The sequence below is a fragment of the Nostoc sp. LEGE 06077 genome (assembly GCF_015207705.1).
Lineage (GTDB): Bacteria > Cyanobacteriota > Cyanobacteriia > Cyanobacteriales > Nostocaceae > Nostoc_B.
Map to the genome: position 1 here is coordinate 228,847 of NZ_JADEWI010000003.1, position 26,010 is coordinate 254,856.

At 40.8% G+C, this 26,010-nt stretch carries 25 protein-coding genes; 11 read left to right on the forward strand and 14 right to left on the reverse strand.

Annotated elements, in window-relative coordinates; translation table 11 throughout:
- Positions 1-629 precede the first annotated feature (629 nt).
- A complete protein-coding gene (locus tag IQ244_RS03770; protein ID WP_193889927.1) occupies positions 630-3,155 on the forward strand; it encodes a sigma 54-interacting transcriptional regulator in 2,526 nt (841 codons plus the stop codon).
- Between the two features lie 167 nt (positions 3,156-3,322).
- Positions 3,323-4,039, forward strand: coding sequence for a sugar transferase (locus IQ244_RS03775; RefSeq protein WP_416209755.1), 717 nt, complete (start codon positions 3,323-3,325; stop codon positions 4,037-4,039).
- A gap of 6 nt (positions 4,040-4,045) precedes the next feature.
- Here the strand turns inward: IQ244_RS03775 and IQ244_RS03780 are convergent, their stop codons facing one another.
- From IQ244_RS03780 to IQ244_RS03805, 6 genes are all read right to left on the reverse strand, one after another.
- Positions 4,046-4,885 (reverse strand): carbohydrate ABC transporter permease, encoded by an 840-nt coding sequence (locus tag IQ244_RS03780; protein ID WP_193889929.1) that lies wholly within the window; start codon positions 4,883-4,885, stop codon positions 4,046-4,048.
- Positions 4,886-4,908: 23 nt separating this feature from the next.
- Complete coding sequence (locus IQ244_RS03785) at positions 4,909-5,484, reverse strand: 5-formyltetrahydrofolate cyclo-ligase (RefSeq protein ID WP_193889931.1); 576 nt, start codon at positions 5,482-5,484, stop codon at positions 4,909-4,911.
- A 77-nt stretch (positions 5,485-5,561) separates the two neighbouring features.
- A complete protein-coding gene (locus IQ244_RS03790; protein WP_193889933.1) occupies positions 5,562-6,506 on the reverse strand; it encodes a GDP-L-fucose synthase family protein in 945 nt (314 codons plus the stop codon).
- Between the two features lie 23 nt (positions 6,507-6,529).
- Positions 6,530-7,609 (reverse strand): GDP-mannose 4,6-dehydratase, encoded by a 1,080-nt coding sequence (gene gmd / locus IQ244_RS03795; RefSeq protein ID WP_193889935.1) that lies wholly within the window; start codon positions 7,607-7,609, stop codon positions 6,530-6,532.
- A 595-nt stretch (positions 7,610-8,204) separates the two neighbouring features.
- Positions 8,205-8,963 carry a sugar transferase gene (locus IQ244_RS03800; RefSeq protein WP_193890022.1) on the reverse strand — a complete coding sequence of 253 codons (759 nt, stop codon included), beginning with the start codon at positions 8,961-8,963 and terminating at the stop codon, positions 8,205-8,207.
- Between the two features lie 113 nt (positions 8,964-9,076).
- Complete coding sequence (locus tag IQ244_RS03805) at positions 9,077-10,219, reverse strand: glycosyltransferase (protein ID WP_193889937.1); 1,143 nt, start codon at positions 10,217-10,219, stop codon at positions 9,077-9,079.
- Between the two features lie 353 nt (positions 10,220-10,572).
- On the opposite strand from IQ244_RS03805, the gene IQ244_RS03810 reads away from it, so the two are divergent.
- The gene (locus IQ244_RS03810; RefSeq protein WP_193889938.1) at positions 10,573-11,505 is read left to right on the forward strand and encodes an NAD-dependent epimerase/dehydratase family protein; all 933 of its coding nucleotides are present in this window, start codon (positions 10,573-10,575) and stop codon (positions 11,503-11,505) included.
- Positions 11,506-11,509: 4 nt separating this feature from the next.
- Here the strand turns inward: IQ244_RS03810 and IQ244_RS03815 are convergent, their stop codons facing one another.
- Positions 11,510-11,725, reverse strand: coding sequence for a hypothetical protein (locus IQ244_RS03815; protein WP_193889940.1), 216 nt, complete (start codon positions 11,723-11,725; stop codon positions 11,510-11,512).
- A gap of 95 nt (positions 11,726-11,820) precedes the next feature.
- Between IQ244_RS03815 and rfbB the strand changes: the two genes are divergently transcribed.
- A complete protein-coding gene (gene rfbB / locus IQ244_RS03820) occupies positions 11,821-12,888 on the forward strand; it encodes a dTDP-glucose 4,6-dehydratase (protein ID WP_193889942.1) in 1,068 nt (355 codons plus the stop codon).
- Positions 12,885-13,799, forward strand: a complete 915-nt coding sequence (gene rfbA / locus IQ244_RS03825) for a glucose-1-phosphate thymidylyltransferase RfbA (protein ID WP_193889944.1) — start codon at positions 12,885-12,887, stop codon at positions 13,797-13,799. Before rfbB ends, rfbA begins: the two co-directional genes overlap by 4 nt.
- A gap of 49 nt (positions 13,800-13,848) precedes the next feature.
- On the opposite strand, the gene pgsA is transcribed toward rfbA, so the two are convergent.
- Both pgsA and IQ244_RS03835 read right to left on the reverse strand, forming a co-directional pair.
- Positions 13,849-14,367 (reverse strand): CDP-diacylglycerol--glycerol-3-phosphate 3-phosphatidyltransferase, encoded by a 519-nt coding sequence (pgsA, locus tag IQ244_RS03830; RefSeq protein WP_193889947.1) that lies wholly within the window; start codon positions 14,365-14,367, stop codon positions 13,849-13,851.
- 20 nt (positions 14,368-14,387) lie between these two features.
- On the reverse strand, positions 14,388-14,951 hold the full coding sequence (locus IQ244_RS03835) for a Uma2 family endonuclease (protein ID WP_193889949.1): 564 nt from the start codon (positions 14,949-14,951) through the stop codon (positions 14,388-14,390).
- Positions 14,952-15,088: 137 nt separating this feature from the next.
- Between IQ244_RS03835 and IQ244_RS03840 the strand changes: the two genes are divergently transcribed.
- The 5 genes from IQ244_RS03840 to IQ244_RS03860 all read left to right on the forward strand — a co-directional run bounded on the left by IQ244_RS03840 (position 15,089) and on the right by IQ244_RS03860 (position 19,558).
- Positions 15,089-16,507, forward strand: a complete 1,419-nt coding sequence (locus IQ244_RS03840) for an aspartate ammonia-lyase (RefSeq protein ID WP_193889951.1) — start codon at positions 15,089-15,091, stop codon at positions 16,505-16,507.
- A 145-nt stretch (positions 16,508-16,652) separates the two neighbouring features.
- Positions 16,653-16,934, forward strand: coding sequence for a prevent-host-death protein (locus IQ244_RS03845; RefSeq protein ID WP_193889953.1), 282 nt, complete (start codon positions 16,653-16,655; stop codon positions 16,932-16,934).
- The gene (locus IQ244_RS03850) at positions 16,927-17,322 is read left to right on the forward strand and encodes a type II toxin-antitoxin system VapC family toxin (protein WP_193889955.1); all 396 of its coding nucleotides are present in this window, start codon (positions 16,927-16,929) and stop codon (positions 17,320-17,322) included. Before IQ244_RS03845 ends, IQ244_RS03850 begins: the two co-directional genes overlap by 8 nt.
- A 205-nt stretch (positions 17,323-17,527) precedes the next feature.
- Entirely contained in the window at positions 17,528-18,499 is a 972-nt protein-coding gene (locus IQ244_RS03855) for a DUF362 domain-containing protein (RefSeq protein WP_193889957.1), read from the forward strand.
- An 870-nt stretch (positions 18,500-19,369) separates the two neighbouring features.
- Positions 19,370-19,558, forward strand: a complete 189-nt coding sequence (locus IQ244_RS03860) for a hypothetical protein (RefSeq protein WP_193889959.1) — start codon at positions 19,370-19,372, stop codon at positions 19,556-19,558.
- Between the two features lie 69 nt (positions 19,559-19,627).
- On the opposite strand, the gene IQ244_RS03865 is transcribed toward IQ244_RS03860, so the two are convergent.
- Both IQ244_RS03865 and IQ244_RS03870 read right to left on the reverse strand, forming a co-directional pair.
- Positions 19,628-22,483, reverse strand: coding sequence for a bifunctional acetate--CoA ligase family protein/GNAT family N-acetyltransferase (locus IQ244_RS03865; protein ID WP_193889961.1), 2,856 nt, complete (start codon positions 22,481-22,483; stop codon positions 19,628-19,630).
- Positions 22,484-22,539: 56 nt separating this feature from the next.
- Positions 22,540-23,001 (reverse strand): hydrogenase maturation protease, encoded by a 462-nt coding sequence (locus IQ244_RS03870; RefSeq protein WP_193889963.1) that lies wholly within the window; start codon positions 22,999-23,001, stop codon positions 22,540-22,542.
- Between the two features lie 238 nt (positions 23,002-23,239).
- On the opposite strand from IQ244_RS03870, the gene IQ244_RS03875 reads away from it, so the two are divergent.
- On the forward strand, positions 23,240-23,632 hold the full coding sequence (locus IQ244_RS03875; RefSeq protein WP_193889965.1) for a pentapeptide repeat-containing protein: 393 nt from the start codon (positions 23,240-23,242) through the stop codon (positions 23,630-23,632).
- On the opposite strand, the gene IQ244_RS03880 is transcribed toward IQ244_RS03875, so the two are convergent.
- The 3 genes from IQ244_RS03880 to IQ244_RS03890 form a co-directional block, all read right to left on the reverse strand.
- The gene (locus IQ244_RS03880) at positions 23,621-24,355 is read right to left on the reverse strand and encodes an HAD family hydrolase (RefSeq protein ID WP_193889967.1); all 735 of its coding nucleotides are present in this window, start codon (positions 24,353-24,355) and stop codon (positions 23,621-23,623) included. The genes IQ244_RS03875 and IQ244_RS03880 overlap by 12 nt on opposite strands.
- A 104-nt stretch (positions 24,356-24,459) precedes the next feature.
- Positions 24,460-25,536, reverse strand: a complete 1,077-nt coding sequence (locus IQ244_RS03885; RefSeq protein ID WP_193889968.1) for a 30S ribosomal protein S1 — start codon at positions 25,534-25,536, stop codon at positions 24,460-24,462.
- A 289-nt stretch (positions 25,537-25,825) separates the two neighbouring features.
- A complete protein-coding gene (locus IQ244_RS03890; RefSeq protein WP_015115729.1) occupies positions 25,826-25,930 on the reverse strand; it encodes a photosystem II reaction center protein T in 105 nt (34 codons plus the stop codon).
- Positions 25,931-26,010 lie beyond the last annotated feature (80 nt).

A 26,010-nucleotide genomic window follows, 5' to 3' on the forward strand; every position in this document is an offset into this window, starting at 1 on the left:
AGTATGATTTTGCTAACTCCGTAACCTATAACTTATCACCTGTAACCTCCTCTAAAAAAAATCTCCCGCCACTAACTAGCAACGAGAAGATTCAAAGTTATAGTTCGTCAGGTGATCGGAATAGTATACTATTTAGTATTTATTTTAGGTATATTTATTCCTCCGTTAGATAGAGAAATAATCTAGCTAATGACTGATGTATGTATATACTAATACTGCTGAAAATTACATAATCAATTTAGGATTGAAACCTAAAAGTTAGTTTATGGTAATCCCTAAAAACTAACTTAAAATAAATTATTAGATAAGATGATCACGTATAAAAAAGCCCCACTGCTTTTTAAAAGCAAAAGGGCAAACGGTATGGTGTGAGGAACAAACTATTTGTTTACTTCAATATAAGTTAGCAAGGGAATGTGACAGTGTTATCACATTTATATGAAAATTATGCGATCGCCAATAATTTTAGCTACGGGTAAAAAATAGCGCCGCCAAGACAATTAAACCTAAAAGCGCCAAGGGAACCCAAAGATTAGGGACATCTGACAAACTCATCACACAGTACTTTTGGTGTTCCGATCAGGGATAATTCCATTTATACAGCAAGCGGCCTGCATGGAAAACCCACAATGACATCAAAAGAAACAGTCATTTGGCTACAAGAACGTACAACTTTAGGAATTCTCTCATCGGCGGCGTTGAATGCGATCGCTGAGCTCTTAGAAGAACGAGTTGTCTCAAAAGGCAGTAACTTAGTCAGCGCCGAGACTTCCCCAGAAGCGCTTTACATCCTTAAAGATGGTCAAATTGAAAGCGATACCAGCAATAAAAGTAACTTTAGCCTCGCTTGTGGCTTTCTGCCAGGGGCAGTAATTAACCTGAAAGAACTGCTGTTAGATGAATTAACACCATCGACAATTGTTGCTTTAACAGAATCTCATGTCTGGGTTATCCCCGCGACTCAGTTTCGCAGCATAGCCAGCCAATACCCAGAAATTACCCAAGCATTATCTCGCTCTTTAGCGCAAGAATTAGCGCAAGTCACATCAGCTTTAACTTACGAACAAGAACGTTCTGTTGTTTTGCGTCCCTATTTAGTGACGAAAGCCCAAAGAGGTATTGTTGGTAGTAGTCGTTATGCAATACGTTTGCGCGAACAAATACGAGAAGCCGCAGCAGACGGCAAATCAGTAGAAATATTCGGCGAACCAGGGTTAGAAAAGGATAATATTGCAGCGCTAATTCACTACGGTTCCCCAAAACGTCGGGAACCGATGATCAAAATCAATTGTGGCATTCTCCAAACTAGCGGTATAGATCTATTTGGTCGTAGTGGTGGTAAACCAGGCCTATTGGAATGGCTGGGAGAAGGCACTTTGGTACTCAACAACATCCAAGAATTGCCCCCAGAGTTATTACCAGCGATGGTGCAGTTAATCAAAACAGGCACTTATATCCCTGTAACTCGTGATGGAGAATCAAAAGCCGTAACCCGTTCCAGTCAAGCCCGGATTTTGATTGTTTCGGAAAAAACTCAATCTAAAATTGAACGCTGCGTTGGTCGGGTGATTAAAGTGCCACCAGTGCGAGTACGAAAAACTGATATCAAAGCACAGGTAGAATATTACATCAGTCTTTATGTGCGATCGCGCGGTCTGCCTAAACCTCATGTCACCCCAGAAGCACTACGTCGCTTACAGTCCTATGACTTTCCTGGGAATCTGAAGGAGTTAAAAAATTTAGTAGAACGGGCAATTGTTCAAGCCGGAGAAAGGCAAGAATTAACCGAAGAAATCTTCTGGTCAGCCCAAACCAAGAAAAAAGAATTTCGCGTCAACTTGTTGAATTCCTATCCGGGGTTGCGGAAGTTTTTACGTAGTGACTGGTGGCCAGACCGAATTAACTATGGCTTTACTGTGGTAGTTTTTCCCATCATCATTGCGGTGTTATTTGTGGGGCCGCAAACACGCGATCGCAATTTTGCTTTAAATTTATTTTGGGCTTGGTGGTGGCCTTTCTTTTTATTGATCTTTCCCTTTTTAGGTCGCGTCTGGTGTAGCGTCTGTCCTTTCATGATTTACGGTGAAATCACCCAAAAGCTATCTCTGTGGCTATTTCCTCGCCAACTCAAACGTTGGCCAAGAGAAAAAGCCGAGAAATGGGGCGGATGGTTTTTATTTGGCTTATTTACCTTAATTTTCCTTTGGGAAGAACTCTGGAACTTAGAAAATACAGCTTACCTGTCTGCTTGTTTGCTGTTGTTAATTACCGCTGGGGCAATGATTTTCTCCGCCATATTTGAACGGCGGTTTTGGTGTCGCTATCTCTGCCCTATTGGCGGAATGAATGGTTTATTTGCCAAACTTTCCATGACAGAACTACGCGCCCAACAAGGCATTTGTTCTGCTACTTGTACAACCTATCAGTGTTACAAAGGTGGGCCGCAAAAAGGCGAAGGGATGGAAACCAATGGTTGTCCGCTATATTCTCATCCCGCCCAACTAGAAGATAACCGAGATTGCGTTTTGTGTATGACTTGTTTAAAAGCCTGTCCCCATCGTTCCGTTGAGTTTAACTTGCGTCCCCCCGGAATTGAACTGTGGACAACTCATGTAGCACGCAAGTATGAAGTTGCATTGTTATTTTTACTTTTTGGGGGCGTATATCTGCATCATTTACCAGAATTGCAATCATGGTTGGGTCTGCATCTGGATTTAACCGATTTTTGGCAGCATTTAGGCTTATCATTCCTAGGTTTAATTGTCCCGGCTGCTGTAACTTGGGTAGCATACGGCTTGATAAAGCTATTCAATTTTCAACGCAAGCCTAAACCATTTATCGAACTTGCCTATGGCTACTTACCATTAGTCCTCGGCGGGAACTTAGCGCATTACCTGAGTTTAGGCTTGTCAGAAGGCGGGCAAATTTTACCTGTGACTTTAGCTACTTTTGGGTTAAATAACCAACATTTGCCAGTCTTGATAGCACATCCGGCAGTTATTGACTTTTTGCAAGGTGCTACTTTAATTTTTTCTGTGCTGTTAACCATAGTATTAACGCAAAAAATAGCACGCCAACCACTGCGATCGCTTTTTTGGCAACATTTAGCAACTATTGGGTTGGGAGCTAGTATGTGGGTACTAATAGTCTTTTAGCTAGACTTACTTTATACATTCAATACTTAAAATTTAAAATCCGTCATGAAATTCAAAGATTGTATAAATTCTGTACGCGAAGTTTATTACTAGTTCAAATTTTGTTTATATTATCACTCAGTACGGATGTGACCAGATCAAGATACTCTTATCAACTCTAACTCCTTATGATGTCAATACCGACGGTTAATACTCGTGCAGGAGGTTATGGTGTGGATACCTTAGCTCTTGCTAATCAACGTCAAGCAGTTAATTTTGTCAAACAGCCCCAGCCTTTACACAGATCAACCTCAAGCGCCACAAAAAGATTAATTGACATTGTAGGAGCTATTGTTGGACTAATTATCACGGCGATCGTGGCAATTCCCATCGCAATTATCACCAAAATTACTAATCCCGGCCCCATATTATATTCCCAAATTCGCTGCGGTATCAACGGTAAACCTTTCCGCATCTGGAAGTTCCGCTCAATGGTGGTAAATGCCGAGCAAATCAAGCATTTGGTCAAAAATCAAGCCCAAGGTCACATATTTAAAGCTGTTGATGACCCCCGCATTACCCCAGTCGGTAAATTCTTGCGTCGCACTAGCTTAGATGAATTTCCCCAGTTTTGGAATGTTCTCAAGGGAGAAATGAGCTTAGTTGGTACTCGTCCTCCTACTCCTGATGAAGTCATCCACTATGCACCCCACCATTGGGAAAGATTAAGAGTTAAGCCAGGGATGACGGGGGAATGGCAAGTTAATGGACGTTCCAGCATCAAAGATTTTGAAACAATTGTGAAAATGGATGTGGATTACCAACGTAAATGGTCTATAGTTTATGACCTGATGTTGATATATAAAACAATCTGGGTGGTCTTTAACAAAAGTGGCGCTTGTTAGTCAAAATTAACCCTTAACACCACTACCAGTTTCCGTCGGTACAATATAGCGTTGTAAAAAGAGAAATAATATTAGTACTGGGGCAATAGAAATTATCGAGCCAGCAGCTACTAAGCGCCAGTCCAAAGAAAAAGTCCCGGCTAATTTTGCTACTCCTAAAGGTAAGGTGTAAAGTTTTTCATCTTGAATGACAATCAACGGCCAAAGAAAATCACTCCAAGAACCAATAAAGACGAAAATTGCCAGAGTAACCAATGCAGGACGAATGGCTGGTAACATAATATGCCACCACAAGCCTAACTCGGAACTACCATCCATCCGCGCCGCTTCTTCGATTTCTTTTGGTACACCCATAAAAGCTTGGCGCAGCAAAAAAATGCCAAAAGCCGAAGCTAAACTAGGAAACATCATTCCCCAATAAGTGTTTACTAAGCCTAGCTGGACTGTCAAAATGTACAAGGGAATCATGACTATCTGAAAAGGAATCATGATTGTCGAGACGATCGCCACAAAAATCCAGTCTCGCCCCGGAAATGATAATCTGGCTAAAGGGTAAGCCGCTAAAGCACAAAATAATAAATTCAAGCCAACAGTCAGCACAGAAACCAAAGTACTGTTATATAAATATTGAGCAAATGGTAAAGATTGCCACACAGTAGAAAAATTACCTAGTGTTGGTTGACTTGGTAGTAACTGTGGTGGCGACTGTAAAATATTTTCCGTTGGTGATTTTAAAGCAGTACTAATTAACCAGAGTAAGGGAAATAGCGTAATGAGGGCGATCGCTCCTAATAAAGCATAGGTGATCAAAATTTGCCAGCGCGAGTTTTTTATTTGTAGCTTCATAAAATTGGCCTATATTGAACTTTTTAAGCATAAATAAGGAATTTAGTTTCTGTTGAAATCGCTTGTAAAGGTTTATCCCAATTTTCTGTAGGTAGTTGAGGTAAATAAGCAAAATCAAATACTATACCGATAGTGAATATATTCGCCCACTCTGGGGAACTAAGTAAGCGGTCATAATATCCGCCACCGTAACCCAAGCGATATCCGCGAGAATCGCCAGCGACACTAGGCACAAGAATTAAATCAACTTTACTAGGGTATATGATTGGTGCATCGGGATGTGGTTCGCTGATACCATAGCTGTTAATTTGCAGCGATTCCCCAGATTTCCAAGTATGCCAAGATAAGGAATTACCAACACAGCGCGGAAACCCCCATTTGTATTTAGTATCTGCAAATAAGGAACTTAAATCAGGTTCTTGACGAAAGCTAAAATAAGCGAGTATTGTCTTTGCTTCATCATAGTGAATCAAAGTTTGTAGTGTTGTACAGATGCGATCGCTTTTTTCTCTCCATTCTTTAACAGACATCGATTGCCGTTGTTTTAGTAACGTGCGGCGTAGTTTTGCTTTATCTAGTTGAATATCAACTGTATCCATGAAAAAAGTCTGCCTATAAAAATAGAGACGTTACATAGCAACGTCTCTATCTCAAGATAAAGTCAACTTTACAATAATTAAGCGGCGTTTTGACGATACCACTCAATAGTCTTCTTTAGCCCTTCCCTAAAGTCAACTTGCGCCGTGAAACCAAAAGCTTCCTTGGCTCGTTCTGTATCTAAACATCTGCGGGGTTGACCGTTGGGTTTGTCGGTTTCCCAAACAATTTCGCCGTCAAACTCCATCAATTCGCAAATCAGGGTAATCAAATCACGAATGGAGATTTCATAACCAGTCCCTAAGTTAACTGGTTCAAAGTCATTGTAAAACTGAGTCCCCATGACAATTCCCAGTGCTGCATCTTCTGAATAGAGAAACTCGCGGGTAGGACTTCCATCACCCCAAACTGGGAGTTGTTTTGCTCCCTGAATTTGGGCTTCGTGGACTTTGCGAATTAATGCAGGAATTACATGAGAACTGCTGGGGTCAAAGTTATCTTCCGGCCCGTATAAGTTCACAGGTAGTAGGTAAATACCATCGAACCCATACTGCTGGCGATAAGATTGCAACTGAACTAACAGCGCCTTCTTAGCCACACCGTAGGGAGCGTTAGTTTCTTCTGGGTAGCCATTCCAAAGATCATCTTCTTTAAATGGCACCGGCGTAAATTTAGGATAGGCACAGATTGTACCAACACAGACAAATTTTTCTACTCCAGCTTGATGGGCAGCATGAATTAGCTGGGTTCCCATAATTAAGTTGTCGTAGAATAACTCTGCTGGCTTTTCGCGGTTGAGGCCAATCCCACCGACGTGAGCCGCTAAGTGGATAATGATATCTTGTTGGTCAACTGCGCGTTGACAGTTCTCCCACACACGGATATCACATTCACGCGATCGCGGTACAGTAATTTTTGCACTATCAGCCCCAGCCTTACACAGCTGATCTATTACCTGACGACCGAGGAATCCCGCCCCACCTGTGACGAGAATCCTTTTGTTTTTCAGTTCTAAGGCGGTCATATTGTTATCCTCAGCGGTATAAATCAGAAGTGGAGAGCGCCCAATTCTTGGCGAATAGTGGCAATATCCACAGGTATTGATGAACCATTACCATTGGGTGAAGTGTGTCCCAAAGCTTGTAAATCTGCTTCTACCATGAGGGAGACTAATCCTTCAAAGGTGACAGAAGGTTCCCAGCCTAGTTTCTGTTTTGCTTTAGTCGGATCACCAATCAATAAGTCTACTTCGGCGGGGCGTAGGTAGCGATCGTCAAACTCTATGTAATCTTGCCAATTGAGGTTGACATAACCAAAAGCTAACTCTAAAAATTCTTTAACTGAGTGGGTTTCACCAGTTGCAATTACATAATCATCTGGCTGGTCTTTTTGTAACATCAACCACATTGCTCGGACGTAATCTTTAGCGTAACCCCAATCTCGTTTCGCATCCAGATTACCCATATACAGCTTTTTCTGCTTACCAGCCACAATTCTCGCTACTGCTCTGGTAATTTTACGAGTAACAAAGGTTTCACCCCGACGTGGTGACTCGTGATTAAACAAAATACCGTTACAAGCAAACAAATTGTAAGATTCGCGGTAATTTACTGTTTGCCAGTGAGCATAAACTTTTGCACAAGCGTAGGGACTACGGGGATAAAATGGTGTTGTTTCGTTTTGGGGTACTGCTTGGACTAAACCATACATTTCCGAAGAACCAGCTTGATAGAAACGTACTTCAGTACCAGTACGCCGCTGATAATCTCGAATAGCTTCCAATAGACGCAGTGTACCCATACCAACTGCATCAACTGTATACTCTGGTGAGTCAAAGCTCACCCTAACATGAGATTGTGCGCCTAGGTTGTATATTTCGTTTGGTTGAACTTCTTCTAAAATTCGTCGCAGCGTTGTACCATCCGTCAAGTCACCGTAGTGAAGAAACAACCGCACACCCTCTTTATGGGGGTCTTCGTAAATATGATCAATGCGGTCTGTATTGAAGGTAGAAGTCCGACGAATAATTCCATGAACTTCGTAACCTTGCTCTAACAAAAACTCACTCAGATATGAACCATCTTGACCGGTAATACCAGTAATCAACGCTCGCTTAGTTTGCACCATGCTCAATTATCCCTTGTTATTTTTGATCTATATAGTTTCCGTCCAACTGATACAACCTAGCAGCTAATGGCTAAATTGCCTAATGGGAAACTTACGGGTCTTAATTGATAGCAGAAATTTGCCGTAAACAAATATACTTAATTACGTATTTTTTAACAACTGAATCTTGAGTAGCTTAACGCAGTGATTAGATGGAATTTTTCATATACTTAGTAATTTTTACAAAAACTTCATATAATCTGGATTTTTATTAAGTCTAAATCAATTGAAAAGTGGAGAAATTTATTAAGCAAGTTATTGACAGATAGAAGTAGAAGGCTTGATCAGTAATCTTTTCGACAAACAAAATTTTTTAACTTTGGATTGCTCATGTTGAGTGATTTTAATTAACTTTGTTTTATGCACTCAAACAAATACAGATGAATATTGGGCAGTTTACTGAGAATCGATGAATCAGAAAGTCTCTCTTCAGATAACTATGTAGTTCTGATACAACCCTATCCTCAGAAATTTTCACATCTTACTTAGTAGAAACATTTAAAAGTAAAATAAAATAGGGGCAGTAAATGCCCCTACGCTCAATGTTGATTCTTGCTCAGTAAGCTCCGTTATTTTTAGGCATAATGACCACATCAATCGTTTTCAGTATTATCCAGAGGTCAAGCCAGAAATTCCGAAATTTGACATAGTGCAGGTCTATTTGAACTCTCCTAGGGTAAGGAATGTCATTACGTCCCGAAACCTGCCATAATCCAGTAATTCCTGGTCGGATTGTTAATATCTGACCTATGTGATTACCGTATTTTGGTAATTCTTCTGCTACTAGGGGGCGCGGCCCGACGACGCTCATATCTCCTTTTAAAACATTCCAAAACTGAGGAAATTCGTCCAAGCTAGTAATCCGGAGAAATCTACCAATTGTGGTAATTCTGGGGTCATGTTTCAGCTTAAAACTGCTTTCAAATTCTTGCCGCAACTGGGGCGATGTTTCCATCATTTGCACGAGTATTTCGTCTGCATTGCTTACCATTGTGCGGAATTTAATACAATTGAAGCGTTTGTAGTTTTTGCCAACCCGTTCTTGGACATAAAAAATCGGGCCTTCTGAGCTTAATGCAATCAGCAAGGCCAAAATTAAATAAAGAGGAAAAAACAAAATAAGTACTGACAGCGAAAACCCGATGTCGAATAGTCGCTTAGTAAACTCTCCGTTTAAAGCCTGAACGGACAAACCCTTGGGTTTTACCTTGGGTGCCTTTGTTTTTTTACTACGTTTTAAGAAAGTACGCGTAGACGAGCTAGCGTCTTGCCGTAGGCTTCGCTTGCCGGAGAGGAGTGAGCTCTGGGCAGTCATCATACTCCTTAATAATCCACACCACACATAGTCCCAATCTTAAAGCCAAAATGAGGTGCTTCTGGAGGGAAGTTCCAAAAGCATACACAATTTCAGTACACAAATTTCAACCATTACTCGAAGTATGGTCTGGTTTTGTGGCACTTGTTGAGAAAATCTAGATAACGTTGTGCAAAAACTTGCGGTGAAAACTGGGCAACGTGCGATCGCAAATACTCAGGATTAATCAAATTGCGATACATTTCAAATTTTTCCACCGCTTCTGTCAAGGCTGCTACTGTTTGTTCTGGAAAGAAGATACCAGTTCCTTGCTCGTGGTGCGATCGCACATCCCGTACTGTTTCTAATGCACCCCCAGCCCCATAAGCAATCACTGGAGTCCCGCAAGCTTGTGCCTCTACTAAGGCAATGCCAAAATCTTCACAAGCTGCATAGACAAATGCCCTGGCCTGCGCCATATATTTTTTTACTACATCATCAGGCTGCCAACCCAGTATTTTAATGTTAGAGTTGGCTATTTGGCGAATTTTTTCCATTTCTGAACCTGTACCAATTACGACCAATGGTAACTGCAATTTATTGAAAGCTTGGACAATTAAAGATACTTGCTTATAGCTAACTAAACGGGAAACAGTCAAGTAAAAATTTTCTTTTTGGAGAAAAAGCGGAAAAGCTTCTACATTAACTGGTGGATAAATAACTGTGGCTTCTCGTCGATAGCAACGCCAAATTCTTCGCGCGGTGTGTTGGGAATTGGCAATAAAGTAATCAACGCGATTAGCACTCAATACATCCCACTGACGCAGCTGATGCAGTAGATACTTTGTTAACCACCCTGGTAAACCACTTCCTAGCTTACTTTGCCGGAGATAATCAAAAGTCAAGTCCCAGGCATAACGCATAGGACTGTGACAATAGCAAATATGCAACTGGTCGGGGGTAGTTAAAACTCCTTTAGCTACAGCATGAGAAGAAGACAAAATTACGTCATATTGACGCAAATCCAGTTGTTCAATTGCCAAGGGTAACAAAGGCAAATATTTTTGCACTCCATTTTTGGCAAAAGGAAAGTTTTGCAAAAAGGTTGTACCAATTTGACGTTTGTACAAGTAACTTTCAAGATTACTGGATTCAAAGTCAATTAGGGCATATAAATCAGCATCAACGTGATTCAGAATCTCTTGTACAACTAGTTCTGAACCACCGGTGGCTTTAGGTGTTAACCACTCATGAACCAGAGCATATTTCAAAGGCACAGTTAACTTGAGTAGGTGGAAAATATACCAGACAAATTGTGAGGAAGCGCCCCAGATTCAACTTCCGACGGAATTCAAGTGAAAGTGGTTCCAGAGGGATGCAGCAACCTGATAACCTCAAATGGGGACTAGAGACTAATAAAGTCAAAAACCAAAAGTAAAAAGGTAAGTCATTACATTGGACGGGTTTCCCGACTTGAGGTAACTGTCGTCAAATGGCGTTAGCGACGTACTCCTGCGGAGAAGCAAGCTACGCGTAGTGTCTCCCGAAGGGTAAAAGACTCTTTTGTTTTAACTTTTGCATTTTTACTTCCTAGTCTCTAGCCTCTCCATTAGATATAAAAGGGGAATTTATGCGAATTTTAATTATGGGTGGCACTAGGTTCATTGGTGTTTACCTAACTCAAATACTTTTAAAACAAGGCCATGAGGTGGTACTGTTCAATCGTGGTAATCGTTCTGTACCGCCAGGAGTAGGACAAATTATAGGCGATCGCACGGATGCAGCACAGCTGAAAGAAAAATTATCACAAGAAAATTTTGACATCATTTTTGACAATAATGGTCGAGAACTCAGTGATACTCAGCCATTGGCAGAAATTTTCCAAGGTAGAGTGCAGCAATTTATTTACATGAGTTCGGCGGGGGTATATCTCAAATCTGACCAGTTACCCCATGTTGAAGGGGATGCGGTAGATCCTAAGAGTCGTCACAAAGGTAAACATGAAACAGAAGCTTACTTGGCTGAAAAAGGCTTACCTTTTACCTCAATTCGCCCGACGTACATTTACGGGCCGAGTAATTACAACGAATTAGAAAGCTGGTTTTTTGATAGAATTGTACGCGATCGCCCCATTGCTATTCCCGGTAATGGTTTACACATTACGCAGTTGGGTCATGTACAAGATTTAGCAACAGCTATGTCTTTGGTTGTGGGCAATCCAAAAGCTGTGGGGCAGATTTATAATATTTCTGGCGATCGCTTTGTGACTTTTGATGGTTTAGCCCGTGCTTGTGCTGTAGCGTCTGGTAAATCACCAGATGCAATTAAAATAGTTCACTACGACCCGAAAAAGTTTGATTTTGGCAAACGCAAAGCTTTTCCCATACGCGTTCAGCATTTCTTCGCATCGGTAAAAAAAGCGCAAACCCAATTACATTGGCAGCCAGAGTATGATTTAATTTCTGGGCTAACAGATTCCTTGAACAATGATTATTTAGCCAATGGACGAGATAAGAAAGAAGTCGATTTCTCTGTAGATGATGAGATTTTACAAGCCGTGTAGCGACTTATATTTGGTTGGGATCAATTCCTAATTCTCTTAACTTTGCGGCTAATCCTTCAGCCTTCTGGCTTTCCTGCTCCACTGGAGTAGGAATCCTATTTCCATTTGCATCATACCAACGTAACCACAATCGCTCAATTCCTTGATAAGTTCCTTGCCAAAGTCCATACATTGTGGGTAGAGATTCTTTTGCAGGTTGAGGATGGTCTGTTTGATACATACGTAACATCCTGATGATAAGCTAATTATTGATTTTTGCTAGTGTTAGTTAAAATTATTCAATTATTTTTTGAATTTTATTCTAGATTAAATTGTATGCAGACAGTATTAGTAACAGGTGGAGCAGGGTTTATTGGGGCTAATTTTATTCTTTTGGCTCGGCAAAATAATTGGTTTAATATAATTAATGTAGATAAACTTACTTATGCCAGTAATTTAGAAAATTTAGCAGAACTCCAAAATGATACAAATTATCATTTTGTGCAAGGAGATATTGATAACGTTGAACTAGTGAGTTATTTACTAGATAAATATCAACCAAATGCAATTATTAATTTTGCTGCCGAGACTCACGTTGATCGTTCTATATTCAGCCCCCAAACTTTTATTCAAACCAATGTAGTTGGTACATTTAATTTATTGGAAGCAACTCGGTTTTATTGGCAAAAATTATCCCTACAAAATCAGCAGCAATTTCGGTTTTTACACGTATCTACAGATGAAGTATACGGTTCACTAAGCACACAAGAACCAGCCTTTAGAGAAGATACACCATACGCACCGAATAGTCCTTACGCTGCTTCTAAAGCCGCAGCAGATCATTTTGTCCGAGCTTACTACCACACATATAAATTGCCTACTTTAACTACAAATTGCTCAAATAACTATGGAATGCGTCAGTTTCCGGAAAAGCTCATTCCTTTGACTATCCTGAATGCTTTAGATGGTAAGTCATTACCAATATATGGTGATGGGCAAAATATACGAGATTGGCTTTATGTTATTGACCATTGTGAGGCTATATATTTAGTTATCCAACAGGGAAAAATTGGTGAAACCTATAATATTGGCGGACTGAATGAACAAACAAATTTAACAGTTGTCAAAAAAATCTGTGCCATACTTGACGAATTAATACCTAAACCTAATTTTTCTTATTCTTCTTTGATAAACTTTGTTCCAGACCGCCCTGGACATGACCGGAGATATGCAATTGATTGTAGTAAAATCAGGCGTGATTTAGGTTGGCAACCCAAAGAAAATTTTGATAGTGGTTTAAGAAAAACAGTGCAATGGTATCTCGATAATTCAGCTTGGGTAAACCAAGTCAGTTCCGGCGCTTACCAGAATTGGTTGAAACAAAACTACGAAAATCGCAAATGAAAGGAATTATTTTAGCGGGTGGCTTTGGTACTCGTCTTTATCCCATAACCAATATTGTGAGTAAACAACTTATGCCGATTTATGACAAGCCGATGATTTATTATCCCTTGTCTGTATTAATGTTGGCAGGAATCCGCGAAATTTTAATTATTTCTACACCAAATGATTTGCCATTATTGCAGGAACTTTTAAAAGATGGTAGTCAATGGGGTTTGCAGTTTAGTTATATTGAACAGCCTTATCCAGAAGGTTTAGCTCATGCTTTTATTTTAGGAAAAGAGTTTATAGATAATCAGCCAGTCTGTTTAATTTTGGGTGACAATTTATTTTATGGTAACGGTTTAAGAGAAGTGTTACTGAGAGCCGCCCAACTAAAAGAAGGTGGACTGGTTTTTGGCTATCAAGTAAAAGATCCGTGTCCTTATGGCGTAATTGAATTTGACGCGGATGGTTGGGTAACAGGAATAGAAGAAAAACCTGCATTACCTAAATCTAAATATGTAATTCCTGGGATTTATTTTTATGATACTCAAATTGGAGAAATAGCAGCTAATCTAAAACCTTCGGCGCGCAATGAGCTAGAAATAACTGATGTGAATATGGCTTATTTAAAGCAAGGAAAATTAAGAGTTGAGCTTTTAGGTAGAGGATATGCGTGGTTAGATGCAGGAACTCATGAATCTTTACATCAAGCTGCTAATTTCATCCAAACTTTAGAAGAAAGGCAAGGATTAAAAATAGCTTGTATTGAAGAAATTGCCTACAATCAAGACTATATAGATGCTTCCCAACTCAAAGAATTAATTGAACCAATGGCTAAAAGTAGCTATGGTCAATATTTAATCTCAATTTTAGAAGACGATTATCTCATCGCTAGAAAAAGACCACAATGTTTCATTCATTCTCATTAAAAACTTCGCGTACCTCCGCGTAAACTTAGCACACCTCTGCGTTTAAATTTTACTCAACAGTGTTCACCTTTGCTGGCAAAAGATAAATTAAACCAGATATTAAAGTTAAAGATACAGAAACCCAAAAGACAATTAAAGATGGAGTGTTCCATTCAGATGATAAAGGTGCAATCAAAAATGCGATCGCTACTATTTGACTCACAGTTTTGAGTTTACCCCAAATATTCGCCCCCGAAATCGTCGCTTGATTCACCCGCCAACCTGCGATCGCTAATTCTCGCGCTAAAATCAAAAACACTCCCCAAGCTGGAACCTTTCCCAATTCAATCAACACCATCAATGGCGCAAGCACCAAAAATTTATCCACCAAAGGATCTAAAAACTTACCCAAATCACTAACTTGGTTGAGTTTCCGTGCTAAATATCCATCTAACCAGTCAGTTAAGGCCGCCACCAGAAAAATTGCCAAACATATCCATCTAGCTTGTGCTGTTGGGTTGTACAAACCATAAAGCAGAAATGGGACACCGAGAAGGCGAGAAAAAGTAATCCAGTTGGGTAAAGTCATGATTTGGGTTGAGGAATTATTTATAACTTTAACCAACCAAATAATTGCCCCAATGTCAAATGTAAATCACTGACTAAATCGGGAACTGGCAATATATCTTCTTCGTTTTCTAAATATATGATTTGCTGATGAGGCGGGTAAACTAAAACACAATATTCCTCTGGATCAATTAACCAACCTAAGCTAGTACCATGATTTAAACAATGTAAAAGATTTTTTGTGACTTTGGTTGTACTTTGTTCAGGAGAGAGGATTTCAATTGTCCAATCTGGGTATGTATTAAAAACATTGGCAATGTTACCCTTTTCATCTACAGGAATCCGATTCCAAGCAAATACAGCGACATCTGGAACAGTGGAACGTCCACCAAAAGTACAGCGTAATTCTGGAAAAGCTAGGGCAGCTTTTTTGGGTTCTGCTACATGATTAATCGCATTAGGTAATTGCAACTGAAGTCTACTATGTTTACCTTGTGGCATAGGTTTTTGAACTATTTCACCATCGATATATTCACTTGCTGGTTTAGTTTCTGGTAATTGTAAAAATTCTTCTAAAGAGATACGGCGAGTTGGTGTTTTAATCATAATATTTACCTGCGCGTATTTAAACTTAGGTTAACTTAAATGAATTGATTTGAGTTTGGAAGATTGTAAATAGTAAAAAGGGTGTGAGTGCCATTTACATGGCATGATCTGTATTTCGAGATCATCCAAACAATACTATGACTGACAATATAAATTTTCGCATTGAGCGCGACTCAATGGGCGATCGCCAAATTTCTAGTAGCGTTTATTACGGTATTCAAACTTTACGGGCGACCGAAAACTTTCCTATCAGTGGTTTAAAGCCCTTAGCTACTTACGTAGATGCTTGCTTAATCATTAAAAAAGCTACCGCAATTGTTAACGGTGAATTAGACTGCATTTCTCAAGAGATTAGTCAAGCAATTGTCAAAGCCGTTGATGAAATCCTGGCTGGACAATTACGCGACCAATTTGTTGTGGATGTTTATCAAGCTGGTGCTGGAACTTCGCACCACATGAATGTTAACGAAGTTTTGGCAAATCGGGCGTTAGAAATTCTCGGTGATGAAAAAGGCAATTACAAGCGGGTTAATCCTAACGACCATGTTAATTATGGACAGTCTACCAATGATGTGATTCCCACAGCGATTCGCATTGGTGGGTTATTAGCCCTAACTCATACACTGCAACCAGCTTTAGAAAAAGCGATCGCCACCCTAGAAAGCAAAGCGGTAGAATTTCAAGATATCGTCAAATCTGGCAGAACCCATCTTCAGGATGCTGTACCTGTGCGTTTGGGTGATACTTTTGCTGCTTGGGCGCAAATCCTTACAGACCATCAAAACCGCATCTATACTGCTTCTGGAGATTTGATGGTGTTGGGTTTGGGTGGTAGTGCGTCGGGTACAGGTATGAATACTCATCCTTTGTATCGCGCCCGTGTGGTGGAAGTTATCTCAGAATTACTCAATGTACCTTTAGAACCTGCGCCACAGTTAATGGCAGCTATGCAGAGTATGGCACCATTTGTCAATGTTTCTGGGGCTTTACGCAACTTAGCACAGGATTTAGTCAAAATATCTCACGACTTGCGGTTGATGGACTCTGGGCCAAAAACAGGTTTGAAAGAAATTCAACTTCCCCCAGTCCAACCAGGTTCTTCAATTATGCCAGGGAAATATAACCCAGTTATGGCAGAGATGACATCAATGGTGTGTTTTCAGGTGATGGGTTACGACAGTGCGATCGCGCTTGCAGCCCAAGCAGGACAATTAGAATTGAATGTGATGATGCCGTTGATTGCCTATAACCTAATTCACAGTATCGAAATTCTCGGTAATACCATCTCTGTGCTGACAGAACGCTGCATTCAAAATATTACTGCCAACAAAGAACGCTGTTTGGCTTATGCTGAAGGTAGTTTAGCTTTAGTCACTGCACTCAACACTCATATTGGTTATCTGAATGCTGCGGAAGTCGCTAAAGAATCCTTAGCAAGTGGGAAATCTTTACGACAGATTGTTTTAGAAAAAGGACTAATGACAGAAGCGGAATTAGCTGAAGTGTTAAATCTAGAACAGATGAGTAGCATTGTACCTTTGAGGAAAGAATCTTAGAGTAATGAGAAGCGATCGCTTTTGATGGTTTTAACTATTAAAGCGATCGCCTTGATGAGAGGATGATTATTTGGAGAGCGTAGACACTTCTTCTGCTTGTCGCTAAACATCGTGTATTGTTGCACTATCAACGGAGATTCTTAGAATGAAATGGACACTTGAAGAAGCCCAAAAACAGCTATCTTTAATAATTAATGCTACTAATCAAGAACCTCAATTAATCTATACTCAAGAAGAATTAGTGGCTGCTGTTGTAGACCCTGAACTTTTTCAAGAATTTTTAACCTGGCGACGACAAACTGCTAAAAAGTCTCTAGCTCAGGTCTTTCAAGAACTTCAACAGTTATGTATCCAAGAAAATTATAGCTTAGATATTCCAGCACGAAGCGATCGCTATAATCCTTTTATTGGCGATGAAAATGAGTAGTCTTTGCGACACTAATATTATTAGTGAATTAGCTCGCCCAATGCCAAATCCAGGTGTCATATTATGGATAGGTACAGTAGCATCAATTAACTTAAGCGTTATTACAGTTGAGGAAATCTATTATGGTTTAACAGCCAAGCCTAATGTTAGAATACAAGCCTGGTTTGAAAATTTTCTGACGACTCACTGTGAAATTCTACCTATTACCTCGGAAATTGCTAAGTGTTCAGGCGAATTGAGAGGCTTTTTGAGAACTCAAGGTCAGCCGCGAACGCAAGCTGATATGCTTATTGCTGCAACAGCTAAAATACATTCCATGACCCTTGTTACTAGAAATATTAAGGATTTTGAGGGTTGTGGTATATCTACATTGAATCCATTTGTTTAAAGATTGCTTCTAAATTAAGAGTGCGATCGCTTCCTCTAACTTTACGTTTATCACTAGTTAATTATTCATAAACCTTATTTCCGCATTTTCTTAATCATAGAAGTGAAAAATGCTGATTTTCAGGTTCCTGTAGAGAAAATTTAATATCATGTAATGTGTTATTCAATATTCATACCTATTCCATCTTCAACGCAATTATCTACCTATGCAGACATACAAACCATCAGTCAGCTTAATTAGGGCTACGTCTTACGAAAGCGAAGCTTTACGGGAATCTTTAACAACTTTGCTAGAACCCCTGGGAGGAATCGCAGCTTTTGTCAAACCAGGACAAAAGGTATTACTCAAGCCGAATCTGCTGACAGGCGCACGTCCTACCAAGGAATGTACTACCCGTGCTGAACTGGTTTACGAAGTTGCCAAAATGGTCATTGAAGCTGGTGGTAAACCTTTTTTGGGTGATAGTCCCGCATTTGGGAGTGCGAAGGGAGTCGCCATTGCTAATGGATATCTACCTTTTATTGAAGAACTCAATCTTCCCATTAGAGAGTTTCATGGTCAGCGTTATCAAACAGTCAGCGAAAATTTCAACCATTTGCTATTGTGTAAAGAAGCAATGGAAGCTGATGTGATTATTAATTTGCCCAAAGTCAAATCACATCTGCAATTGACTTTAACAATGGGTGTGAAAAATTTGTTTGGTTGCGTTCCCGGTAAAATGAAGGCTTGGTGGCACATGGAAGCGGGGAAAGATGCTAACCGTTTTGGTGAGATGTTAGTAGAAACGGCGAAGACGATCAACCCAGATTTAACAATTTTAGATGGGATTATTGGTCATGAAGGCAATGGCCCTAGTGGTGGAGAACCTCGGAATTTAGGAATTTTAGCCGCAGCATCAGATGTATTTGCTTTAGATAGGGCTATCGTAGAAATTCTCAATGTTTCGCCCCTGCAAGTTCCGACTGTTGCAGCTTCTCAACGGTTAGGGGTTTGTCCTGAACTAGATGAAATTGAGTTTCCGCTGTTACATCCTGATTTATTACAAATTTCAGATTGGCGCTTACCAGATAAATTAATGCCAATTGATTTTGCTATGCCCCGCGTGATCAAGTCTACCTTTAAACACCTTTACATTCGATTTATCAAGGAACCGATGAATACATATAGCAGAGGTTAGTTTAAATGGGCAATTTTAGAGAATCAGTAAGTGCAAAGTCAGCTACAGCAAAGGCAAAATTCTCAGAGTAATCTTTAATTACCCTCCGATTGCTTAACCAGACAACCGCCATCATCTAGTGGCGGTTTTTTATGTAATTAATTTGTCATCAAACTTTGATTTAGTTAATAGTCGTAAATCAGAAATATTTGGCGATCGCCTGCTCTAATTCTCCAAGTATTCTTACTCTACCTATATATAGATTGACAAACCAAATGTAATGTTACATAACACTAGTATAGTGAGTTAAAAAATATTTTTTTCGTGTGATCACTGAATTACAAATTTTCAACTCAGTAGATATATGTATGTTGATGCAGCGGATATTTTTGTATGCTGATTTACTAATCATTAGTAAATTTTAATGTGTTGCTGGTCAAGTTGAGTCAAAGAATAAAAAATAGATACCTCTTCAGTAATATTTCGGTAGATATTGCTTGTGAATAAAATAATTCTAATCTGTGAAATCAGCCTGTATAAAGCATTTTCAGATGTTATAATGCAAAGGATTACTCAGATATGAGTCAATAATTTATATATGTACAACAGAAAAAATGTAGTTTTTGATGCAATTTATTAAACTATGCTTAACCAAAAGATGGCAAATCATAGCAAGAGACTGTAACATATTATTCACTTAAGATAATTCCGAAATGTTTGTCTGGAACTTTGTATCAATCTTATCGGAGATAAAATTATTGTTATGACACCTGCCAACTGGTTCACTTTTTTGACTGCTACACAGTAGTCAGTAAAAAATCGCTAAAATGGCATCAAGACTCTCTCCGAGAGATAAAACTTATCAAGTGAGTTGAAGAATTTCAAATTTGTATGAATTCAAATAGTCAGTCTGCTAACCCTACCGCTACATATTCCCATCGTTTGGCAGACCTTGTGGGAACCGCGATCGCTCTGTTAACTTTAACGCTACCTCTATTTGTCATCGCCCATTATTCTTCAGATAATGTACAAAATAATCAGCAACCCCTGACATCTGAACTACACAAAAGCTCAGAATAAGATGCGCTTGCTTTAGTCAATCAATATTTAGAAAAAGCGTCGCCAGAAACCTAGCGACGCTTTTTCAATTTATTGCAGAGAAATTTCTGCTTGCATTACAGTTGACTCGCTTGTAGGTTGCAGGCGAAAACCGAGTTTTTCACAAACTCGTTGCATTCCGTAATTATCACTCAGGATATTGGCTGTAATCAGTCCGATATTTTCTTGACGGCCAACTTGTAGTAACCGCCTGACTAATTCTGTGCCTAAACCCTGACACTGATAGAGATCGCTCACAATCATAGCGAATTCAGCAGTATCAGTTCCATGCAGTTTACTTAATCGCCCAACTGCCAAAATCTGCCTTGTTTTTGTTTCTGCGTCTTGGTGTTCTACTACCAGCGCCATTTCCCGATCATAATCAATAAAGCAAATGCGCGTCAGTCGTTCGTGGGTGATGCGCTGACTCAGCTTAATCAGGTGGAAGTAACGGAAATAAACGCTTTCTTCTGAGAGTGTTTCGTGAAACTGCACCAACAAAGGTTCATCTTCTGGGCGAATTGGACGGATGGTGACTGGTGTACCGTCTTTCATCGTCCACTCGCTAATGTATTGGGTGGGATAGGGACGAATGGCTAATTTGGGTAATTGTTCTGCTTGAATATCTTGTGGGTGTAGAACAATGCGTCCATCTAACGCAATCAATCCTCCAGAATTTAACCCAGTCGGGGGAATTGCTAACAATGGGTTAATGTCAATTTCTTTAATCCACGGTTGTTCTACTACCAACTGGCTAAATCTCACCATTAATTGTTCTAAGGCTGCCATATCGACACTTTCCTGTCCCCGCACACCTTTGAGGGCTTTGTAAATTTTGGTGTGTTCCATCATCCGCCGTGCCAAAGTTGTGTTGAGGGGAGGCAAGGCGATCGCTCGATCCTGAAATACTTCTACTAGTTGTCCCCCTGTACCAAACAACAGCACTGGCCCAAATTGGGGATCAAGACTACTGCCAATAATCAGTTCGTAGCCGTCGGTTTTCACCATTGGCTGTACTGTTACGCCTAAGAAGAGTGCTGTTAGCGATAGCGGGGCGTTCAGCCCGTGCTGTACACTGAGCGCAGCCGAAGTGTGAGTTGTGAATGCTGAGTAGTGAGGGTCTTTGGCTATTTTTTCTTCAATGGAGGATTTGATTGCGCGATAGGCTTGTCTGACTGCTTCTGCATCCCGCAGATTTAACTGCACACCGCCGACATCGGTTTTATGGGTAATTACATGAGAATACAGTTTAACAACTACGGGATAGCCAATACTTTCAGCACATTTAACAGCCTCATCCTCACTCTTAGCTACACAAGTCTCAACAACCGGGATGCCATAAGCCGCTAATATCTGCTTCGATTCAAACTCCGTGAGAATTTTTCGCCCGTCTTGACGAGCAGCAGAGATAATATTTTTAACTAAGTTGCGATCGGGTAAACCTGAGTTGGGATCAACCGCAGGTAAAACAGGCGTTTCGTAGATACCACGCAAATTGTAGCTAGATTGCCACATATAGCTAAATACCCGCGTCGCCGTATCTGGATAGCGATAAGTGGGGATAGATTGACGATTGAGAATCGTTTCACCTGCGGTAACTTCTGCACCCCCCATCCAACTAGCAAGAATTGGTTTACCAGGGATTTGGGCGTAGGGTTTTAATTGTTCTGCTGTTTGGGTGGGGTCTGTCATGGCTTGGGGTGTGAGAATTACCAACAAGCCATCACTATTGGGATCGTTCGCGGCAATTTCTAAAGCTTGGGTATAACGTTGGGGATCAGCATCTCCCAAAATATCAATTGGGTTGTTGTGACTCCAGTGATTTGGGAGTATTTTGTTAAAAGATGCGATCGCCTCTTCGGAAATTGCTGTTAGTTCACCGCCAGCCTCAATCAAAGCATCGGTCGCTAAAACTCCCGGCCCGCCTGCGTTAGTTAAAATTGTCAAGCGCGGCCCTTTGGGACGAGGCTGTTTTGCTAATACCTCCGCCACATCAAATAAGTCAGAAATACTATTAACCCGCAGTACCCCACAGCGCCGGAAAGCTGCATCTAACACCGCATCACTCCCCGCCAACGCGCCTGTATGAGAAGCAGCAGCCAAAGCCGCAGCTTCTGTACGCCCCGATTTAATCACAATAATCGGTTTGGTGAGGGCAACTTCTCGCGCGGCGGAAATAAAAGACCGCGCATCACCAATGGATTCCATGTAAATCACAATACTTTTGGTGTGGGGGTCATCACCGAGATAGTAAATCAAGTCACCCCAGCCTACATCCAACATCGAACCGATGGAAACAAAGGCACTAAAACCGACGTTTTCCTGAAAACTCCAGTCAAGAATCGCCGTACACAGCGCCCCACTTTGACTGATAAAGCCGACGTTCCCCGGACGCGCCATTGCACTAGCAAAGGTGGCATTTAATCCACTCAGAGGACTCATCACTCCCAAGCAGTTAGGGCCAATAATGCGAATATTCCCGCGGCGGGCTTGTGTCAGAATTTCTTGTTCTAAGGCGATTCCCTCTGCACCAGCTTCTTTAAAACCAGCCGAAATAACGATCGCACTTTTCACCCCTGCATCGACACATTCAGCAATAATCCCCGGAACTGTTGGTGCTGGTGTCGCAATTACAGCCAAATCAATGGCTTCTGGTATATCGGCAATTTTCGGATAGGCTTTAATGCCCAAAACACTTTGGCGTTTGGGGTTGATTGGAAACACAGTCCCCCCAAAGGGATTAGTAATTAAGTTCCACAGTAAAGTGCGTCCCACACTCCCAGGTGTTTCACTAGCACCAATCACCGCTACAGTTTGTGGTGCAAAGATCGCATCAAGAGGATTAAGCTTCTCTGCCTGCAAGATATCAAAGGCGCGATCGCTTGTGGGCTTGAGAGATTTCTGCATCAATCCTCCTTTAAAGTGCTTTTGCCATCAGTCTATGCTTGAGTTCCGTAGAAGATTCATTTCATCCAGAAATTTTTAAACTTGTCGAGAATTTCCATAATTTTTCCAAGTGCGATCGCTTTGCCGGTTTCGGTGATTTCTGAGAAGCGATCGCCAAATTCAAAGTTAACTCCTGGTACTGTCACCCACAAAGCCGGCGGACAATGACCGTAGAGAGTTTGGGTTAAAGCTAAAAGTGATTGGGGATCGGCTGTATGCCCAGCGATCGCATTTTCAATGGAGGGTGAAAGCGATCGCACCTGTACATCAAAATATTCTGAAGGCACACAAGCATCAACAAAAATTGCCAACTCTGCATTTGCCAAAACATCTGCTAGTTCGGGTGTGAGTTGGTGGACTGCTAAGGATTTCACCGCCGATAAATGCCAAGAGGCAATTTCATCCGCTATTCTTTGACCAATGCCATCATCACTACGCAAGTCATTACCGTAACCAATCACCATGACAGGTACATTCATTTTTTTGCTTGCTTCAATACACTAAAAGTTAGTTTTAAATCTGCAAATTTAAAATGTGATTAGTTTTGATGGTTCATAATTTGAACCTATAAAAAGAATTTGAGGAACTTGTGAGGGATGAGAAAATTTCTGTAAATTACTATTACTATATTTTGATAAATTGATGCAATTTATCTTGTGATTTTTGGCATCAGCAGTTTTATGATGAATTTGAAACAACAAGATTTGAGGCTGTTTTATGTCGGAAGTTAATTATCAACAGCCGATTAATACGGTGGCTACTCTTTTAGAAAAATATGCTGAGGGACAACGGGATTTTAGTAAAGCCGAACTTGGTGATGCTGATTTAGCAGGGGTTAACCTCAAAGGTTCAGACCTGAGTTATGCTGACTTAAATAGTGCAAATCTTGCAGATGCTAATCTTCGAGGAACTGACCTCAGCTTTTGCGATCTTTCTCAAGCTAATTTGAAAAATGCAGATTTGCGGGGAGCATTATTGATTTCCGCTAATCTCCGCCATGCTAATCTCCAAGGTGCCAAGCTAGAAAAAGCAGACTGCGATCGCACCACTCATTTTCCCCCAGATTTTGATTTGGTTCAGGCGGGAGTACAAATCAAATCAGAAACCTAAAACTTGAATTTCATTGAGTTGATGAATCACCACATCCGCACCTTGGACATGATCTGATTTGCCAATCCAGGTTATCCCAATACAGCCTGCGGCTTTGGCGTTCCGTGCCATTTGCATATCGCCAACCGCATCACCTACCATCAGTGCGGCGCTGGGTTCTACTCCCAAAACTCGGCAGGCTTGCAAAAACAAAGCTGGATCTGGTTTACCAGGGCCATCATCCACGCCAATTTCTGCTTGGATATAATCATTCAACTTATACCGGGCGACAAAAGCTTTGACTTCTGCTGTTGTGGCTGCTGAGATTATACCGAGTTTGATTCCGGCGGCGGAGAGGGATTGTAATAATTCTAAACTTCCGGGAAAAAGAGGTGCGGGAGATTTTTCGAGATATTTTTCGGCTTCATTTAAACTGTTACGGGCGATTCTCAGAGATTCAAACCATCCTCTACCAGTTTCAGCAATATACGCTGCTGTGGCAATTTCGGTTTCTCGCCGACTACCTACAGCGATTAAACCAGCCGGATCAATTGAATTGCCGTTGATGCCAAAAGCCATTAATAATGGTTCACCAGTGCCGGGAATTTGGGCATCAATAATTCGTGAAGCTTTTTGTCCGAGCGATCGCAAATATGATTCTGAGTCTTCTAATGTACCGTTTTTATCAAAAAAAATTGCCTGAATATTGGCAAAAGTAATATTTTGACATTGAATAGTCACCAAAATCTTGCACCCCGTTAAAACTCAAACTTAGTAATAGTAATCTGCCATAAAAAAAGAGGGTCAACCCCTCTTTTTCTAGGCTTTAATGCAATTATCTACTGACGTTATTCTTCAATAGCTACTGGAACCTCTTCTTCAACAGCCGCTGGAATTTCTTCTTCAACAGCCGCTGGAATCTCTTCTTCAATAGCTGCTGTAATTTCTTCTTCAGTTTCGGTAGCTGGTGGGATATCTTCTTCAGCTATAACTTCTTCAGCAGCAGGCGCTGCGGTGATGCCTTGTTGTTTAGCTAACAGTTGCTCCCGATACTTGGCTGCCATTTCTTCGGCCTTATCATAAACCAAATCACGGTTTTTAATCATATCACCGGGTTCTGGTTCTAACTGTTTGGTAGACAAGGAAATCCGGCCTCTTTCAGCATCCAAATCAATGATCATGACTTTCACTTCATCATTGACATTGAATACACTGTGAGGCGTATCGATATGTTCGTGAGAAATTTCTGAGATGTGCAACAAGCCGCTGACACCACCAATATCGATGAAAGCACCGTAAGGCTTGATACCGCGAACTGTACCAATTACTACCTCGCCAACTTCCAGGCGGTTCATCTTACGCTCAACCAGCGCTCGGCGATGAGATAGAACTAGGCGGTTACGTTCTTCGTCTACTTCCAAGAACTTCAAGGGTAGTTCTTCACCCACTAATTCTTCTTTAGGTTTGCGGGTGCTAATGTGAGAACCTGGGATAAATCCACGCAATCCTTCAATGCGTACCAACGCACCACCACGGTTTGTCGCAAATACGCCAGAACGCACAGTTGCATCTTCAGCTTGCAACTGTCTTACACGTTCCCAAGCACGCATATATTCAATTCGACGAATCGAAAGGGTCAACTGACCATCTTCGTTCTCATCGGTAAGAATAAAAAATTCTCGTGTTTCGTTAGACTGTAAGACTTCTTCCGGGCTGTCTACCCGGTTGATAGACATTTCTTGTATAGGTATATATGCTGCTGTTTTAGCACCGATGTCAATCAGAGCGCCGCGCGGCTCTATACTGAAAACCGTTCCTGGTACAATATCTCCAGGGCTAAAGTGATAGTCGTATTTGTCAAGTAGAGCAGCGAAATCTTCGTGAGTAAATCCAATTTCTGTAGCGGTTATGTTCTGATTGACCATGCTGATTTGTTCCTGGTTCTAGTCTCCGTAAATTTTTGTGACATAATCGTAATGCCTGTGTAAGTCACTGAAGACCAGTGTACACTTACATCCTTATTAATCCTAGCGTAGAAAGCTAGTGTTAACACATATCGACTTCCAGATAGAAGATTATATCACATAACAAATTGTCTTTTGCAATCTGCCGAATGGTAGAAGGCGATTTTATACATATATAAATAAGTCAAATATCCGCTGTTATATAGCTATAACAGCGGATATTTTGCAAAGCATCAGTAATAGTAATCTACTACTCGTCTTTTTTCTCAATGCGGGGAGGTTCGCGGAAGGCGATCGCAAAAAACAGAACGCCTATGCACAAAGTAAAAATTAAGATGTATGCAACGCTTTCCATATCAAAAGCTCCTTAAAGTTCTGAGTGCTGAGTTCCGAGTGCTGAGTCTAAGAATTTACTCAGCACTCAGCACTCATTAC

Bases quoted from the DNA above. Each gene is read 5' to 3' on its own strand.
- IQ244_RS03770 (WP_193889927.1), top strand. From the start codon at position 630: ATGACATCAAAAGAAACAGTCATTTGGCTACAAGAACGTACAACTTTA.
- IQ244_RS03775 (WP_416209755.1), top strand. From the start codon at position 3,323: ATGATGTCAATACCGACGGTTAATACTCGTGCAGGAGGTTATGGTGTG.
- IQ244_RS03780 (WP_193889929.1), bottom strand. From the start codon at position 4,885: ATGAAGCTACAAATAAAAAACTCGCGCTGGCAAATTTTGATCACCTAT.
- IQ244_RS03785 (WP_193889931.1), bottom strand. From the start codon at position 5,484: ATGGATACAGTTGATATTCAACTAGATAAAGCAAAACTACGCCGCACG.
- IQ244_RS03790 (WP_193889933.1), bottom strand. From the start codon at position 6,506: ATGACCGCCTTAGAACTGAAAAACAAAAGGATTCTCGTCACAGGTGGG.
- gmd (WP_193889935.1), bottom strand. From the start codon at position 7,609: ATGGTGCAAACTAAGCGAGCGTTGATTACTGGTATTACCGGTCAAGAT.
- IQ244_RS03800 (WP_193890022.1), bottom strand. From the start codon at position 8,963: ATGACTGCCCAGAGCTCACTCCTCTCCGGCAAGCGAAGCCTACGGCAA.
- IQ244_RS03810 (WP_193889938.1), top strand. From the start codon at position 10,573: ATGCGAATTTTAATTATGGGTGGCACTAGGTTCATTGGTGTTTACCTA.
- IQ244_RS03815 (WP_193889940.1), bottom strand. From the start codon at position 11,725: ATGTATCAAACAGACCATCCTCAACCTGCAAAAGAATCTCTACCCACA.
- rfbB (WP_193889942.1), top strand. From the start codon at position 11,821: ATGCAGACAGTATTAGTAACAGGTGGAGCAGGGTTTATTGGGGCTAAT.
- rfbA (WP_193889944.1), top strand. From the start codon at position 12,885: ATGAAAGGAATTATTTTAGCGGGTGGCTTTGGTACTCGTCTTTATCCC.
- pgsA (WP_193889947.1), bottom strand. From the start codon at position 14,367: ATGACTTTACCCAACTGGATTACTTTTTCTCGCCTTCTCGGTGTCCCA.
- IQ244_RS03835 (WP_193889949.1), bottom strand. From the start codon at position 14,951: ATGATTAAAACACCAACTCGCCGTATCTCTTTAGAAGAATTTTTACAA.
- IQ244_RS03840 (WP_193889951.1), top strand. From the start codon at position 15,089: ATGACTGACAATATAAATTTTCGCATTGAGCGCGACTCAATGGGCGAT.
- IQ244_RS03845 (WP_193889953.1), top strand. From the start codon at position 16,653: ATGAAATGGACACTTGAAGAAGCCCAAAAACAGCTATCTTTAATAATT.
- IQ244_RS03850 (WP_193889955.1), top strand. From the start codon at position 16,927: ATGAGTAGTCTTTGCGACACTAATATTATTAGTGAATTAGCTCGCCCA.
- IQ244_RS03855 (WP_193889957.1), top strand. From the start codon at position 17,528: ATGCAGACATACAAACCATCAGTCAGCTTAATTAGGGCTACGTCTTAC.
- IQ244_RS03860 (WP_193889959.1), top strand. From the start codon at position 19,370: ATGAATTCAAATAGTCAGTCTGCTAACCCTACCGCTACATATTCCCAT.
- IQ244_RS03865 (WP_193889961.1), bottom strand. From the start codon at position 22,483: ATGCAGAAATCTCTCAAGCCCACAAGCGATCGCGCCTTTGATATCTTG.
- IQ244_RS03870 (WP_193889963.1), bottom strand. From the start codon at position 23,001: ATGAATGTACCTGTCATGGTGATTGGTTACGGTAATGACTTGCGTAGT.
- IQ244_RS03875 (WP_193889965.1), top strand. From the start codon at position 23,240: ATGTCGGAAGTTAATTATCAACAGCCGATTAATACGGTGGCTACTCTT.
- IQ244_RS03885 (WP_193889968.1), bottom strand. From the start codon at position 25,536: ATGGTCAATCAGAACATAACCGCTACAGAAATTGGATTTACTCACGAA.
- IQ244_RS03890 (WP_015115729.1), bottom strand. From the start codon at position 25,930: ATGGAAAGCGTTGCATACATCTTAATTTTTACTTTGTGCATAGGCGTT.